Source organism: Streptomyces sp. NPDC048696 (assembly GCF_043198895.1).
GTDB lineage: Bacteria > Actinomycetota > Actinomycetes > Streptomycetales > Streptomycetaceae > Streptomyces.
Genome location: NZ_JBICVJ010000001.1, coordinates 269,331 through 282,337, shown reverse-complemented (window position 1 = coordinate 282,337; position 13,007 = coordinate 269,331). Strand labels below are relative to the sequence as shown.

The window sequence follows — 13,007 nt, the reverse complement described above, 5'->3', positions numbered from 1 at the left end:
GTTCAGCAGCACTCCCGAAAGGCACGACCATGCAATTCACTTCCGAACAGCGCCTCGACGACGGCGTCCTCGAACGCGAATTCACCCTCGGCGAGATCCCCGGCACCCTGTGGACGCCTGAGTCCGCCGAACCGGCCCCGCTGATCCTGATGGCTCACAACAACGGCCTGCCCAAGAGGGAACCCCGGCTGGTGGCCCGGGCCCGGTACTCCGCGGCGTGCGGCTACGCGGTGGCCTCCATCGACGCCGCCGGGTGCGGTGACCGGCCCCGTTCCGCCGCCGACGAGCAGACCCGCGCCGACCTCCGGCGGGCGATGCAGGCGGGCGAGCCGGTCGACGAGATCTTCGAGTCCCTCGTCGGCCCGCTGGTCGAAAAGGCGGCCCCGGAATGGCGGACCACCTTGGACGCCCTCCTCGCGCTGCCCGAGATCGGCGGCCCGGTCGGGTACTCGGGGTGGACTGCCCTCGGCATCCGACTGGCGACGGTCGAGCCGCGCATCAAGGCCGCCGGTTTCTTCGCCGGGGGTTACGTGCCCCACGCCCAGCGCGAGGAGGCCCGGCAGGTCACCATTCCCCTGCTGTTCCTGCTGCAGTGGGACGACGAAGGGAACCCCCGGCAGCGAGCCTTGGACCTGTTCGACGCCTTCGGCACCAAGGAGAAAACCGTGCACGCCAATCTGGGCGGGCACACCGGCACCCCGTGGTTCGAGGTGGAAGACGGGGACCGGTTCTTCGGTCGGCACCTGAAGTGAGGCCGGGCCGTCAGGCCGCCAGCACACAGTAGGCGGTGTCGGCCAGGCCGCCGCTCATCGAGGACGGGTCCCGGCCCTCCTCGATGAGTGCGGCGGCCGACAGATGCACAACCGCCGTGCTCGCGGCGCTACCAGCCATCGGCGGTACCGGCCCACGGATTTGTCGCAGTGAAGGTTGAGCGGTCTCATCGATGGTTGAGTGAGATCATGGACAGCTTCGAGATCGATGAGAACTTGGTGCGCTCTCTGGTGCGTGAGCAGCATCCGGACCTGGCCGGACTGGACCTGCGTGAGGTGGTCGGCGGCTGGGACAACCAACTGTGGCGTCTCGGAGACGAGTTGGCCGTGCGGATGCCACGCACGGAGCGCGCGCCGTCTCTCCTGCGCAAGGAGCACCAGTGGCTGCCGACCCTGGCCCCACATCTACCACTTCCCGTCCCGACCCCCGTGCGGATCGGTGAACCGTCCGCACGCTTCCCCAAGCCATGGACAATCGCGAAATGGGTCCCCGGCAACCCAGCCGACCACGCTCCCATCAGCCACGCCAGCGCGGCCGACACCTTGGCGGGTTTCCTCAAGGCACTCCATATGAAGGCGCCTGCAGACGCACCGGTCAGTCAGGATCGCGGTGTTCCCCTCAAAACGCTCTCGGACGGTTTCGAAAAGGGACTTGAGGAGGTCACCTCCGAAGGCGATGCCGCTGACCTCCAAAAGGTCCGGGATGTATGGGACGAGGCCGTTGCCGCTCCCGATTGGGAGGGCCCGCCCGTATGGCTGCACGGCGACCTTCATCCAGCGAATGTCGTCGTCTCAGACGGAACCCTCTCGGGCGTGATCGACTTCGGCGACATGTGCGCCGGTGATCCGGCGGCCGATCTCGCGGCTGCTTGGGTGCTCCTTCCCGCAGGGGCGGCTGCACGGTTCTTCGACGCGTACGCATACGCGGACGAGTCGATGATCCGGCGCGCACGAGGATTGGCGGCCGCGAAGAGCCTTTTCCTCATCCTCATGGGCCGCGCCGGGGAGCGGGGTTTGCCAGGCGGCAAGCCGACGTGGGGACCCGCTGGCCGGGCGGCGCTCGACCGTGTTCTGGCATCGATCTAGGAGGCAGACCGCCTGCTCGGTCGCCACTGCGAGGGGTCGAGGGGAGCGAGTCGGACCGTGGAGCGTCCGCCAGGGCCCAGGGAGGGTGTGAACTCCGCCCAGAGCCGGGCGATGTTCAGAGTCGGCTCGCCCGTCGGGGGGGGGGCTCCCAGAAGCCCAGCGGAGGCGGATGGACGTCGCCGAGTTCTTCCAGCAGGTCGAGGGCCAGTTCCCACTCGTCGTGGATGAGGTAGTCCCAGACATCGTTGACCGTGATGTCGTTCTCGGTGGCGATGTCTTCGGGAACCAGCAGGGAAGCGGCTTCGAGCAGCTTGGGGACGTCCATGCCCTGATTCTGGACCACCGCTTCCTGGCTGCGTCCGCAGGTCCCCGGTGGTGACGATCGGGCCCATCGCGACATGGGCAACGTTGGGGGTGGTGTGGGCAGTTCTGGCCGTTGCCGCGACCCGGCGGACGCGCGGATCAGCGGCCGGTCGCACCGTCGATGAGTTCGCGGATGATGTCCGCATGCCCCGCGTGACGGCCGGTCTCCTCGATCATGTGGGTCAGCGCCCAGCGGAGGCTGGGAGCGGGGCGCTTGGGTTGCCGTCGAGGGATGGGTGCGCCGAGGTCCGTACACCCGTCGAGTACGACATTGGCGCGCTCGACAGTGTCGCGGTAGCTGGCGATGACATCGGCCACGCTGTCACCGGGCGGGGCCTGGAAGGTCGCCTGCCAGTCGCCGACCTCATCCCCGAGGAACACCGAACGCTCCACGAATGTCAGGTGGTTGAGCAGGCCGAGCAGATTCGTGCCCGACGGCACGGCTGCCGCTCGTACGTGCGGCTCGGGCGCGCCCTCGGCCTTCGCGGCGACCGACGTGCGCAGATAGTCGAGGAACCCGCGCAGGACCTCGGTCTCGCTGCTCCCGGTACGCGGTGGCGGGGTGTCACGGCGGCGGCCGCGGGGCATGGTGCTGGACAACAGGTATCCCTTCCCCTACGCCTGGGCGGCGGCGGTACGGCGGATGACGAGCACATGGTCGGTGACCTCGTCGGCGCCCCGCGCACCGGCGATCCCCGGATCCACCTCAAGCCGATCAGCCGGCACGGGATGACGTTCGTCCCGCTGTCCCGGCGCCCCGGCGGGGTCCACGCCTTCAAGCTGATCATCCCCGCCCGCCCGACACCGCTCGCACCGACCCCGAAGACCCACGAAGGCGTCGAATGGCTCTACGTGCTGAGCGGCCGCCTGCGCCTGGTCATCGGCGACCGCGACCTGACGCTGCCATCCGGCGAGGCGGCCGAGTTCGACACGTCCTTGCCGCACTGGCTGGGCAGCGCCGACGGTGAGGCGGTCGAACTCCTCGTACTGTTCGGCCTGCAGGGGGTGCGGGCGCACGTACACCCCGACCTCCAACGGCCCGACGGTTCGTTCCGGGCCGAGTCTCAGCGGTGAGCGAAGCCGGTGAGTTTGCCGCTGACGAACTTTTCTGAGATTTCCGCGCCGACGCTGTCACACATCGGGGCCGAGGCGGTTCAGCCAGGTGTGAGGGTGCGCGGCGATGCCGACGCCGTCACTCCAGATCGTCCGCTGAATCTGCATCACCACGCATAGGAGTGTCCGATGTCCATCACCTACGTCATCGTTGCCGTTCTCACCGCCGCCTGGGTCGGCTTTTCCGGGTTCTCGCTGCTGCGCCGGGCCGACTTCGTCACCCAGCCGCTCATCGAGTACGGCGTCCCGCGTTCGTCGTGGACCCTGCTGGGGCTGGCCAAGTCGGCCGGGGCGATCGGCCTGCTGGTCGGTCTGGCGGTCCCCGCGATAGGTGTGACGGCCGGGGTCGCCCTGGTGCTGTACTTCCTGGGCGCGGTCGTCACGGTGCTGCGGGCCCGCTCGTACAAGACCGTCGCCTTCCCCGTCCTGTATCTCGCGCCCATCGTGGCGACGCTGGTCCTCGGTTACGCCGCCTGAACGGGAGCGGGGGTGCCCGGTTCCGTAGCGCCGGTAGGCGAGCACTCTCGCCTACCGGCGGCAGAGCCGGCCGGACCAGCGGCCGGCTGGAGTGCGTCAGGCCGTGCCGGTCGGGTTGAGGATGGTGAAGCGCCAGGTGCCGTCGGTGTTGCGGCCCGCCACGTTCGCGGTGGTGCCCGACGCGGCGACGCGGTGGCCGTCCGGCGTCGTCAGCTGCATGCTCCAGTCGACGATCACCAGAGCGGTACCGTCGCCGATGAGGACATGGCGGGTGGTGTTGGTGATGTGCGGGTGGGCGGCGATCGTCTGCTCAACCTCCTGCCGCAGTGCGGTGCTTCCGCTGATCACCTCGCCGGTGACCGTGCGCATCGTCGCGTTCGGCGCGTACAGCGCGAGCACCCGGTCGGCGTCATGAGCGTTGAGCGCGTCCTCGAAGGCGATGGGCAGCAGCGCCGGATCCGTGGGCGTGGGTTTCATGGTTCGGTTCCTTTGGCAGGGCTCAGGCGTGCTGGTGAAGGAAGGCGGTCAGTGGGCCGTTGACCTGGTCGGGGTGGGTCAGACTCGGGGTGTGTCCCGCGCCCGGCACCACGATCAGGTCCGTGGCCCCGGGCAGGTTGTCGCGCAGCATCTGCCCGAGCGGCAGTGGGACCGGTTGGTCGGCCTCGCCGTGCACGATCAGGGTCGGCTGACCGATCTGTCCGAGGCGGGCGAAGACGTTGTCGACGCCCATGAGCACGGCCACCGCGTCAGCCAGCCGCTCCCGAGGTTCCTCATGCCACACGCGCAGCCATTCCTCATGGATCTCGGGTTTGCCGAGCAATATGTCGAGCAGAACCGGAGCCACCGCATCGGGGCCGTTCGCACGGAAACCTTCGCTGATACCGCTCATCTGGGCCAGGGCCTCCTGGGGCCAGGCCACCGCGGCGCTGTCGATCAGGACCAGGGCCGTGACGCGTTCGGGGGCGCGCAGCGCGGCGCGGAGCGAGAGGAACCCGCCCTGGGAGTGACCGACCAGGGCTGCCCGCTCGACACCGAGATGGTCGAGCAGGCCCAGCAGGTCGTCGGCGGAGTCCCAGTAGGTGTGCAGGGCCCCACCGTCCTTGGTACGGCCGTGCAGCCGCTCGTCCCACACCACGCAGCGCAACTCGCCTCGCAACGCCTCGACTTGCGGCGACCACATCCGGCGGTTCATCAGGTTGCCGTGGCTGAAGACGACCACCGGCCCGTCGCCTCCCGTGTCCTCGAAGTACAACTGCTGGCCGTTGACTGGCGCGTAGGGCATTTGTCATCTCCCGTCGGGGTAGCTGGTGGGTTCCAAGGTGCCCGGTGCGGGCATGGTTGGTTTGTTCGCAGGCGCACGCGCGCTTGTCGGTACGCGCACGGGACGTACGGGAATGGGGCATCGGCCCGATGTGTTGCCCTGCCATGTGCGGCGGACAGAAACGAACGAGCAGGCCATGACCGTCCTCTTGCGCACGCAAGACCATGCACCGGGGGAGCGGCGGGCCTTCTGGCAGGACGTCGTGTGCGACAGCTTCGTGCCCGTCCACGTCGAGCCGCTTGTCGAGCCGCTTCAGGACGAGCCGTTCCGCGGCGAGATCACGGCAGACCGCCTCGGCGCGGTCCAGATCGCCAGAGTGTCGGCAGCTCCCAGCCGCGTCGACCGGACGCCACGGCTGATCAGCCGTTCAGACGCCGAGTACCTGCTGGTCGGCATGGTGCAGCGCGGCAGCGCGGTGGTCCTCCAGGACGGCCGCGAAACAATCTTGGGCCCCGGGGACATCGCCTGTTACGACACCACCCGGCCCTACACACTCGTATGCCGCGAGGCCTTCTCCATGCTGGAGTTCATGCTTCCGCACCGCCTGGCCCACCTGGACAGCAGCCGGACCGGCGAGGTGACGGCGACCCGCTTTTCGGCGACCGAAGGGGTCGGTGCACTGGTCGCCCCCTTCCTCACCCGCCTGGCCGGACATCCCCACGACTACGCGGACAGCGCGGAGAGCCTGTCGCGGACCACCGGTGACCTGCTCGCCACCATGTTCGCCGAGCGGCGGCGACCATGCCCGGAGAGCGACCTGCAAGCAGTTCGCCGCACCACCCTCCTGCGCGTCCGCGCCTACATCGACCAGCACTTGGCCGACCCGGACCTGTCCCCGGGGCAGATCGCGAAGGCACACCACGTTTCCCTGCGCTATCTGCAGAAGCTCTTCGCCGAGGAGCAGACGACGATCACGGCCTGGATCAGACAACGTCGGCTGGATGGCTGCCGCCGTGACCTGACCGGCCCGTATGCGACCGACCGCACGGTGGCTTCGATAGCAGCCCGCTGGGGGTTCATGGACCCGGCCAACTTCAGCCGCCTCTTCAAGACCACCCACGGCCTGAGCCCCAGCGACTACCGGGCTGCCCACGGCGACGGACACTGAGGGCTCACCCAAACGAAGGTCCTAGGCCATCCGTGCGTACGCATGAGCATGCGTGGCGGAGAAGCGGGAAGTGATGCCGGGACACGATCGGAGGCAGTCATGGCAGGTTTTCTCGACCGGGCCAAGGAGCAGGCGCAGAGCGCTCTGAACCAGGGCAAGCAGAAGGTGGACGAAGTGCAGGCGCAGCGCGCCGGCAACGATCTGCTGAAGCGACTCGGCGCGGCGTACTTCGCCGAGAGGCGCGGCAGCGGGTCGGCACAGGCCACTCAGGATGCCCTGTCCGCTTTGGAAGCCCACATCGCCGCTCATGGGGATGGATTCCTGCGAGCCTGAGCCGCTGGCGTCTCGCGCGTACGCACGCGATCCGGCGCGCGGCCCCCACCACAACGTCAAAGCCGCCCCGCGTCAGTCCATCAGCGCGGCGGCTTGCTGACGTGCCTCGTGCAGCCAGGACGAACGGGTCTCATCGGCCGAGTCGGTGACCGTACGGAACACGACCCGGCGGACGTCGGTGACCCCGACGTAGGGCAGGACGCACGCTGCCCAGATCCTTTGCAGAGGGTCGCCGAACTCGCTCTCCTCGCGGTCGGCGGGCGTGTCGGAGGTGTTCAGGATGAGGGCCCGGCCGGCCTTGAGCAGCCCCGCGGGCTCCCCGTCCGCGCTGCCCAGCTTGTACGCGACGCCGGGCGCGAGTACGCGCTGCACCCAGCCGGTGAGGACCGCGGGCGGCATGCCCCACCAGTTCGGATGCACGAACACCAGGGCATCGAGGGTGGCCACTTCCCGCCGGTGCAGCTCAACCTGCGGGTCACCGGCGGAGGTTACCGACTGGACCGTCTCCGTCTCGTCGGAGGTCAGCAGGGGAGCGAACTCTTCGGCGTACAGGTCATGCGCGAGAACGTGGCACCCTCGGTCGCGCAGCTCTTCCACCACGGCATCGAACACGGCGTGGTTGAAGCTGTTCGGACGCGGATGCGCGAGATAGACCCCGATGCGCACTGTTCCTCCCCGGTCGAAGTGTCGGCCTCAATAATGATCTACCGGGTCCGTGGGGGGAACTGCTGACGGGGTGCGCACGTCGTGGTCGCCTTGAACGGGGCCGGCGGGTGACTGCCCGAGCCGGCCCCGCCGTATCAGCGCGCCGGCGCTATGCGTGGGTGAACCATCGCTGGTCCGGGTGGTAGTGGCAGTCCCACAGGACGAGCGGGGTCCCGTTGGCGGTGCTGCCGTTGTTGGCCGGCCCGACGCACTTGTTTCCGTCCGGGCTGGCCGCGCTCCGTAAGCTCGACGAGATCGAGTCCCCGGCACACCGACGCCGCCGCTTCACCATGGGGTACTGACCCGTACGGGCCGCAGCGACCACGAGCAGCGCTGATCAAGCAAGTCGCCGTACGCGGCAGTTGCTGGGCGGAGATCGGCCCGCCGGTGCCCGAGGGCTGATCCGGTCCCCAGGCTCCGTCCAGCAGGAACACCGTGCCTATCAGCGACTGTTACTCGGCGCTCTCGCGTACGCGCAGGAGATCCACATACACCTTTCCAGAACCTGATCAACCGGGGTGGATCTCGAAACTTCCGAAACCCCCGCTCGACCTGTTCCAGATCGTCATCCTGAGAGACTTTCCGTCGCCTTCTCCGCGCCAGATGATGAACTCTCCTTGGGAACCGGTTCCGCTCGCGAGGAATTGAACCCGGTACGCGTCGGATATCGCCGCGCCGAAGTATCGGTTCCCCGCATCGTCGATGGCGATGGAACTGCCCTCGTGGACCAGCGAGAGCCCCAGCTCTCCATCGGTCCAACGTCCTGTCAGGTTCGTCGGGGAGGGCGCCATGGCGGCCTGGTGGCTGGGCTGATTCGCGGATCCCCAGTTGTGGATCTTGCCTGCCAGGTCGATGACGTTGGCGGCGTAGTTGGCGGTGCTCGGGCCGATCGGCTCGTTGTTCCTCGCCTTGTTCTCCATCTCCATGAGGTTGGCGAACGCGCGGAACGCCGACTCCAGTATGGGATAGATGTCTTCACGTGCTGACACATTTCCCCCAGTTGATCGCCGTGACTGGGCCCGTGAGGGAACGCGGCACAACGGATTCGTCCGTTCACCGGCGGAGGCCGCAATCCCCCCAACGACTGCGCGCCAAAAGTAGCAGTCCACCGCAACAGCGGAAGTTGAAAGCATGAAACTGGTACCAACGAGGTGCGAGTGAACCCGAATCCATCGACATGATTCCAGGGCCCCGGATGTGTCCAGTCGCGAGGTGCCGATCAGGCGGGTCATGACCACACTGTCCTCGCCACCGGTTCAGGACCGTCTTGGCCCATCCGGCGGTGCTCCCACCTACCGCCGCACGACCGACGGCATCCTCTGACGCCCGCCCTGCATTCGGTTACGGGCTCTCTCGCGGCTCTGGATCCGCCGGTGTGCCCTTGGCTGCGCACTGATCGTCGGTGAGCGCGACCAGGCGATGCGGGGCAGCGTGGACGCTCATGGGTTGGCACCGAGGCCTGCGGCGCGCTCCATCGGGGGCATGGCCCGGGCCGTGGCAGGGGCAGGACTCAAGGAGGGTTGGTTGACATCCTCAACCATTGAGGTTTACCTTCATTGTATTGCTTGAGGATATGAATCATCCAGCCCCTTCAGCATCCCCGTCGGGCCTCTGCAGGGGTTGTTCGGTGGATCTGTCCATGTCTCGGTCGCCGCACCGGGAGGCTCGGGCGGTCCGGGGATGTCAGGGGCGTCGCCGTTGAAAGGACACCAGCATGCACCCCGCCCAGCACGGCGCGGCCGTCGTAGCCGAGACCGCCGCATTCGTCGCCACGGTCAAGGCTGCCGATCTCTCCACCCCGGTGCCGTCCTGCCCGGGCTGGACCCTGGCCGACCTGACTCGGCACACCGGCCACGTGCACCGCTGGTTCACCGAGCTGCTGCGTCAGCGCGTCCAGCAGCCGCCCACCAGCCGTAACGTCGACCTGCGTCTGCCGGAGAACTCCGACGGCTACCCGGACTGGCTGACCGACGGCGCGGCTCAGGCCGCTGAGGTATTCGCCGCTGCCGACCTGGACGCGCCGATGTGGGCCTGGGGGCTCGACCAGCATGCCCGGTTCTGGGTGCGCCGCATGCTCTTCGAGACCCTCGTCCACCGGGCCGACGCTGAACGCGCCCTCGGGCTCACCCCGCACATCGACCGCGACCTGGCGGTGGACGGCATCGATGAGTTCCTCACCAACCTGCCGTTCGCGGCCTTTTTCGCGCCGCTGACCGCCGAACTGCGCGGCCCCGACCGGACCATCCGGTTCCGTTGCACTGACGTTGACGGCGACGGCTCCGGCGACTGGCTGATCGGCCTGCGCCCCGACGGCTTCGGGCTGGTGGCCGACAGCACCGCACCCCGCACTGCGGACGCCACGGTGACGGGAACAGCGGCGGACCTGCTCCTGCTCCTCTACGGCCGCCTGGACCGCGAAAGCGACGCCTTCCACCTGCTGGGCGACCCGGACTTGCTCGCCCACTGGTTCAGCCACTCTGCGTTCTGACGCGGACTCGTGGAAGTCAGTGGTGGTTCCGCGCGCCTGAAGGGGCGCGGAACCGCGCGCATCGCCACGCACAGTCCGCAGCCCGATCACTGACGGCGTCCGTACGGCCCGTGACATGAGATAGCCGGCCAACCTGGTCTTCCGGGTTGTCTCCAAGCGCCACGACGAAGTCGCCTGATGCGGAGCCTCAAACCTGCCCCAGTTCCTCGCCCGGTGGGATGAAAGCGTCGGCGCTGTCGGGATCGTCAACATGCCCATGAGCGTTCATGGTGATGGCTGTTGGCCGTCCCTGTTGCCGTCCCTGCGCGGTGATCAGCCATGCGAGTGCCTGTTCCGTGAGCGCGGTCGTCCCCGAGCCTCCGGCCTTCCAGTAGGCCCGCCGCCCGCCACCGGGCACTGCGGCGGACGGAGACCGACGCCTCGTCACCGCGCGGCCGGGCGCAGGGTCCGCCGTGGTGCCGGGCGTGCGCCCGGTGGGTGCTGCGTAGCAGTCGCCGAGACAGCGGAGGTGCGATACCGGTGCCTCATGGCCGAGTCTCGTCGGGGGTCGGCGGACCGACGGGGAAGAGGATGGGGCTGAGCAGATAAGGTGCGCGGCCTGGTGTCGGCTGGTTGGTCAGCCGAGGGCTCAACACCGCGCGCAACTGAGCTGTCATCTCGGTGAGTTCGTCCGGGCTGAGCCAGAGCGTGCCTTGGCGATAGGAGACCGCGTCGGCCACCGGGTCGGCGCCGTCGCGGTCGAGGTAGGCGTTGAACTCCGCGATGAGCACGGCCATGGCGGCGGCGAAGCCCCGGCGGTGGTCATCCGGCGTCATGGCGGCGGCGTCGTCGGCATCGACGACCGGGCGGTCCTGGCGTAGCCGGTAGTGCCGTTCGACCGTGCCGCGCACTCGCTGCTCTGCGGCCACCTCCAGGAAACCAGACTCGGCCAGCAGGGCGACGTGCCGGTACATGGTCACCTTCGGCACATCGGGCAGGCGCTCGCACAACTGGGCGGTGGTCAGCGCCTGGTCGCCGGCGAGGGCGTGCACCACGCGCAGGCGCACCGGGTGGAGAAGTACGTCGGTCGTGTCCATGGCTTCACAATTCCATACTCGATACTATTTCCAAAAGTGGAAACAATGAGGCTGGGAGGGGACATGCGTCAGGCAACGGGGCGGGCGGTGCAGGTGAACGGCCGGACTGTCCATGTCGAGGAGTCCGGCAGTGGCGTGGACTGGGTGGTCTTCGAGGCGGGCGGGGGAATGGGGCGTACCAGCTGGGACCCGGTGGTCGCACTGCTCGCGGACCGGACGAGACTTGTCGCCTACGACCGCGCCGGCTTCGGCCGCAGCGGCCGAACGGCGACCCAGCTGAGCATCGACGACCTGGCCGCGGACCTGGTCGCGTTGGTCGAGGCGGTCGTGCCCGCCAGTTTCGTGCTCGTCGCGCACAGCATGGGCGGGCTGGTCGCCCGCCGCGCCTTGGCGGGACTGGGGCCGCGGCTGCAGGGGCTGTTACTGCTCGATCCGGCAGCGGAGAGCGCGCCCGTTTACGACACCTTCGACCGGACCGCGGCGAAGGTCGACCGATCCCTGGGCGTAACGCAGGCGCTGTTCCGCTCCCGTTCGCTGGCCCGTCTGGCCAGCAGGGACATCCGGCGCCTCTTTCCGGCGGACACCTACGCGACCATGCTCGCCGAAGACTTCGTCCCCGCAGGCATCGCGCAGACACGGAAGGAGATCAGAGCCGTGGCCGAAGCCATCCGCGGCTTCCGCGCCGAGCCGCCCGACCTACCGACGTGCCCGACCATCCTCCTCTCGGCCTCCCGTTCCCAGAGGGGCCGGGCGCGGCACCACGCCGCTCTGACCGAGCATCGGCGCCGCTGGGCCGAGTCACTGCCCGACGGCCGGTTCGAAACAGTCGACTCCGGCCACCTCATCCAGGCCGAGCAGCCGGGAATCGTCGCCGACTGGGTCGAACGCCTCGGTGGCCGGACCACCTGGATAAGCGCCGGGAGAGTCTGAAGGAGCCGCGCCACCCGCTGGGGCGGCTGAGCCTGTCCCACACGGTGGCATCAATCCCTCGGCTTCCCCGCCTCGTTGGCGGATACGGATGTCGCGGAGGTCGGTGGCGGTCAGGTGCAGGTCGAGAGCGGCCAGGTTGGCGGGCGGGCAGGCGGGCGCGGTGGGAAGTGCCGGGGATGGGAAGGACGCCCGTCACCTCTCCAGGGCCGTGCGGAGAAACGCGAGGATCTCCGCCTGGGCGGCCTCGGCCTGGGGTTCCACGCCGGGCAGGGTGAGGAACGCGTGCCTCGCGCCCGGGTATTCGGTGAGCCGCACCGAGGTTCCGGCCGCGCGCAGCTGCTCGGCGTAACGGCGGCCGTGGTCGGCGAGCGCGTCCTGGGTGGGTACCACCACGAGTGCGGGGGCGAGCCCGCTCAGGTCGTTGGCGTACAGCGGCGAGACCAGGCGGGCGTCGGCTCCCGGCGGGACGGCGAGCCGCTGGACGAGCCGCAGTTGGGGCAGGGTCAGGGTCGGGGTGTATGCGTACTCGGCCATCGAGGGGTAGTCGAACATCGTCCCGGTGACGTCGACCGCCGGGTTGACCAGCACCTGCGCCTTGAGTTCCAGGCCGACCTCCCTGGCCCGGATGGCCGTCAGCGCGCTGATCAGCGCGCCGCAGCTCTCACCGAAGACGGCCGCGCGCGTCGGGTCGGCGCCCCACTGCGGCGCGTGCCGCACCACGTGCTGGAGCACGTCCCAGCCGTCGTCGGCGGCATTCGCGAGCGGGCTGTCGGGGGCGAGGAGGCGGTGCTCGACCGAGACGACGAGGGCGGGCAGCGCTGCGGCGAGGTGGCTGTTGGTCCAGTCGCACTGCGCCGCCGTGCCCACGAAGCCGCCTCCGTGGACATGGACCACGAGCGGCAGGTCGGTTCGGGCTGCGGCTTCGGCGTCTCCCGTCGGGGCCGGACGGTAGACCCGGACCGGTAGGTCGCGGCCGGGCAGCGCGATCTCCTGCCAAGCGATCGCGGCGCCGGTGTCCGGCTCTCCGAGGATCGTCCGCGCCGCACTGGAGGCCCGGAAACGGTTCTCCGCGTCACGGTAGGCACGCAGTTCCTCGGCTGTGATCGCCGAGAAGTCCGGCTCGGCCGGCCGTGGCGCGGTAGCGGTCTCGCTCATGTGTCCTTCTCCCCCTCCCGGCCGGAGCCGGGTGTAGTTGTGGCCGTGGCCGGACATGCGTTGCGCGTTGCCCTCATTATGC

The 13,007-nt window shown here is 68.9% G+C and carries 16 protein-coding genes and 1 pseudogene; 8 read left to right on the top strand and 9 right to left on the bottom strand.

The genetic code is table 11. The features are described from left to right. Positions 1–29: 29 nt before the first annotated feature. Positions 30–752, top strand: a complete 723-nt coding sequence (locus ACGFRG_RS01330; RefSeq protein WP_393260153.1) for a dienelactone hydrolase family protein — start codon at positions 30–32, stop codon at positions 750–752. Between the two features lie 10 nt (positions 753–762). Here ACGFRG_RS01330 and ACGFRG_RS01325 read toward each other — a convergent pair whose 3' ends face one another. Next, positions 763–891, bottom strand: a complete 129-nt coding sequence (locus ACGFRG_RS01325; RefSeq protein WP_393260150.1) for a hypothetical protein — start codon at positions 889–891, stop codon at positions 763–765. 68 nt (positions 892–959) lie between these two features. Here ACGFRG_RS01325 and ACGFRG_RS01320 point away from each other — a divergent pair, with 68 nt between their 5' ends. Continuing rightward, entirely contained in the window at positions 960–1,856 is an 897-nt protein-coding gene (locus ACGFRG_RS01320; RefSeq protein ID WP_393260147.1) for an aminoglycoside phosphotransferase family protein, read from the top strand. Here the strand turns inward: ACGFRG_RS01320 and ACGFRG_RS01315 are convergent. Both ACGFRG_RS01315 and ACGFRG_RS01310 read right to left on the bottom strand, forming a co-directional pair. Next, positions 1,853–2,181: pseudogene (locus ACGFRG_RS01315) on the bottom strand (hypothetical protein). The gene ACGFRG_RS01320 and the pseudogene ACGFRG_RS01315 overlap by 4 nt on opposite strands. A 137-nt stretch (positions 2,182–2,318) precedes the next feature. After that, positions 2,319–2,807 carry a DinB family protein gene (locus ACGFRG_RS01310; protein ID WP_361418257.1) on the bottom strand — a complete coding sequence of 163 codons (489 nt, stop codon included), beginning with the start codon at positions 2,805–2,807 and terminating at the stop codon, positions 2,319–2,321. On the opposite strand from ACGFRG_RS01310, the gene ACGFRG_RS01305 reads away from it, so the two are divergent. After that, positions 2,724–3,293: a cupin domain-containing protein gene (locus ACGFRG_RS01305; RefSeq protein ID WP_393260790.1), complete on the top strand. Its 570-nt coding sequence runs from the start codon at positions 2,724–2,726 to the stop codon at positions 3,291–3,293. The genes ACGFRG_RS01310 and ACGFRG_RS01305 overlap by 84 nt on opposite strands. Positions 3,294–3,461: 168 nt before the next feature. Beyond that, positions 3,462–3,809 carry a DoxX family protein gene (locus tag ACGFRG_RS01300; RefSeq protein WP_361416682.1) on the top strand — a complete coding sequence of 116 codons (348 nt, stop codon included), beginning with the start codon at positions 3,462–3,464 and terminating at the stop codon, positions 3,807–3,809. Positions 3,810–3,905: 96 nt separating this feature from the next. On the opposite strand, the gene ACGFRG_RS01295 is transcribed toward ACGFRG_RS01300, so the two are convergent. Together ACGFRG_RS01295 and ACGFRG_RS01290 are read right to left on the bottom strand one after the other, a co-directional pair. Then, positions 3,906–4,286 carry a YybH family protein gene (locus tag ACGFRG_RS01295; RefSeq protein ID WP_393260143.1) on the bottom strand — a complete coding sequence of 127 codons (381 nt, stop codon included), beginning with the start codon at positions 4,284–4,286 and terminating at the stop codon, positions 3,906–3,908. Positions 4,287–4,308: 22 nt separating this feature from the next. Further along, positions 4,309–5,091 carry an alpha/beta fold hydrolase gene (locus ACGFRG_RS01290; protein WP_393260141.1) on the bottom strand — a complete coding sequence of 261 codons (783 nt, stop codon included), beginning with the start codon at positions 5,089–5,091 and terminating at the stop codon, positions 4,309–4,311. A 175-nt stretch (positions 5,092–5,266) separates the two neighbouring features. Between ACGFRG_RS01290 and ACGFRG_RS01285 the strand changes: the two genes are divergently transcribed. After that, positions 5,267–6,238, top strand: coding sequence for a helix-turn-helix domain-containing protein (locus ACGFRG_RS01285; RefSeq protein ID WP_393260138.1), 972 nt, complete (start codon positions 5,267–5,269; stop codon positions 6,236–6,238). A gap of 99 nt (positions 6,239–6,337) precedes the next feature. Continuing rightward, positions 6,338–6,571, top strand: a complete 234-nt coding sequence (locus tag ACGFRG_RS01280) for a hypothetical protein (protein WP_393260136.1) — start codon at positions 6,338–6,340, stop codon at positions 6,569–6,571. Positions 6,572–6,643: 72 nt separating this feature from the next. Here the strand turns inward: ACGFRG_RS01280 and ACGFRG_RS01275 are convergent, their stop codons facing one another. After that, entirely contained in the window at positions 6,644–7,237 is a 594-nt protein-coding gene (locus ACGFRG_RS01275) for an NAD(P)H-dependent oxidoreductase (protein WP_393260133.1), read from the bottom strand. A 548-nt stretch (positions 7,238–7,785) separates the two neighbouring features. After that, positions 7,786–8,265: a hypothetical protein gene (locus tag ACGFRG_RS01270; protein WP_393260131.1), complete on the bottom strand. Its 480-nt coding sequence runs from the start codon at positions 8,263–8,265 to the stop codon at positions 7,786–7,788. 725 nt (positions 8,266–8,990) lie between these two features. On the opposite strand from ACGFRG_RS01270, the gene ACGFRG_RS01265 reads away from it, so the two are divergent. Then, entirely contained in the window at positions 8,991–9,764 is a 774-nt protein-coding gene (locus ACGFRG_RS01265) for a maleylpyruvate isomerase family mycothiol-dependent enzyme (RefSeq protein WP_393260129.1), read from the top strand. Positions 9,765–10,288: 524 nt separating this feature from the next. Here ACGFRG_RS01265 and ACGFRG_RS01260 read toward each other — a convergent pair. Beyond that, positions 10,289–10,840 (bottom strand): helix-turn-helix domain-containing protein, encoded by a 552-nt coding sequence (locus ACGFRG_RS01260; protein WP_361416655.1) that lies wholly within the window; start codon positions 10,838–10,840, stop codon positions 10,289–10,291. 63 nt (positions 10,841–10,903) lie between these two features. Here ACGFRG_RS01260 and ACGFRG_RS01255 point away from each other — a divergent pair, with 63 nt between their 5' ends. Next, positions 10,904–11,770, top strand: a complete 867-nt coding sequence (locus ACGFRG_RS01255; RefSeq protein ID WP_393260126.1) for an alpha/beta fold hydrolase — start codon at positions 10,904–10,906, stop codon at positions 11,768–11,770. A gap of 192 nt (positions 11,771–11,962) precedes the next feature. Here ACGFRG_RS01255 and ACGFRG_RS01250 read toward each other — a convergent pair whose 3' ends face one another. Beyond that, positions 11,963–12,925 carry an alpha/beta hydrolase gene (locus ACGFRG_RS01250; protein WP_393260123.1) on the bottom strand — a complete coding sequence of 321 codons (963 nt, stop codon included), beginning with the start codon at positions 12,923–12,925 and terminating at the stop codon, positions 11,963–11,965. Positions 12,926–13,007: the final 82 nt, after the last annotated feature.

Coding starts and splice junctions, on each gene's coding strand:
- ACGFRG_RS01310 (WP_361418257.1), bottom strand. CDS start 2,807: ATGCCCCGCGGCCGCCGCCGTGACACCCCGCCACCGCGTACCGGGAGC.
- ACGFRG_RS01325 (WP_393260150.1), bottom strand. CDS start 891: ATGGCTGGTAGCGCCGCGAGCACGGCGGTTGTGCATCTGTCGGCCGCC.
- ACGFRG_RS01330 (WP_393260153.1), top strand. CDS start 30: ATGCAATTCACTTCCGAACAGCGCCTCGACGACGGCGTCCTCGAACGC.
- ACGFRG_RS01265 (WP_393260129.1), top strand. CDS start 8,991: ATGCACCCCGCCCAGCACGGCGCGGCCGTCGTAGCCGAGACCGCCGCA.
- ACGFRG_RS01285 (WP_393260138.1), top strand. CDS start 5,267: ATGACCGTCCTCTTGCGCACGCAAGACCATGCACCGGGGGAGCGGCGG.
- ACGFRG_RS01250 (WP_393260123.1), bottom strand. CDS start 12,925: ATGAGCGAGACCGCTACCGCGCCACGGCCGGCCGAGCCGGACTTCTCG.
- ACGFRG_RS01300 (WP_361416682.1), top strand. CDS start 3,462: ATGTCCATCACCTACGTCATCGTTGCCGTTCTCACCGCCGCCTGGGTC.
- ACGFRG_RS01280 (WP_393260136.1), top strand. CDS start 6,338: ATGGCAGGTTTTCTCGACCGGGCCAAGGAGCAGGCGCAGAGCGCTCTG.
- ACGFRG_RS01320 (WP_393260147.1), top strand. CDS start 960: ATGGACAGCTTCGAGATCGATGAGAACTTGGTGCGCTCTCTGGTGCGT.
- ACGFRG_RS01290 (WP_393260141.1), bottom strand. CDS start 5,091: ATGCCCTACGCGCCAGTCAACGGCCAGCAGTTGTACTTCGAGGACACG.
- ACGFRG_RS01255 (WP_393260126.1), top strand. CDS start 10,904: ATGCGTCAGGCAACGGGGCGGGCGGTGCAGGTGAACGGCCGGACTGTC.
- ACGFRG_RS01295 (WP_393260143.1), bottom strand. CDS start 4,286: ATGAAACCCACGCCCACGGATCCGGCGCTGCTGCCCATCGCCTTCGAG.
- ACGFRG_RS01260 (WP_361416655.1), bottom strand. CDS start 10,840: ATGGACACGACCGACGTACTTCTCCACCCGGTGCGCCTGCGCGTGGTG.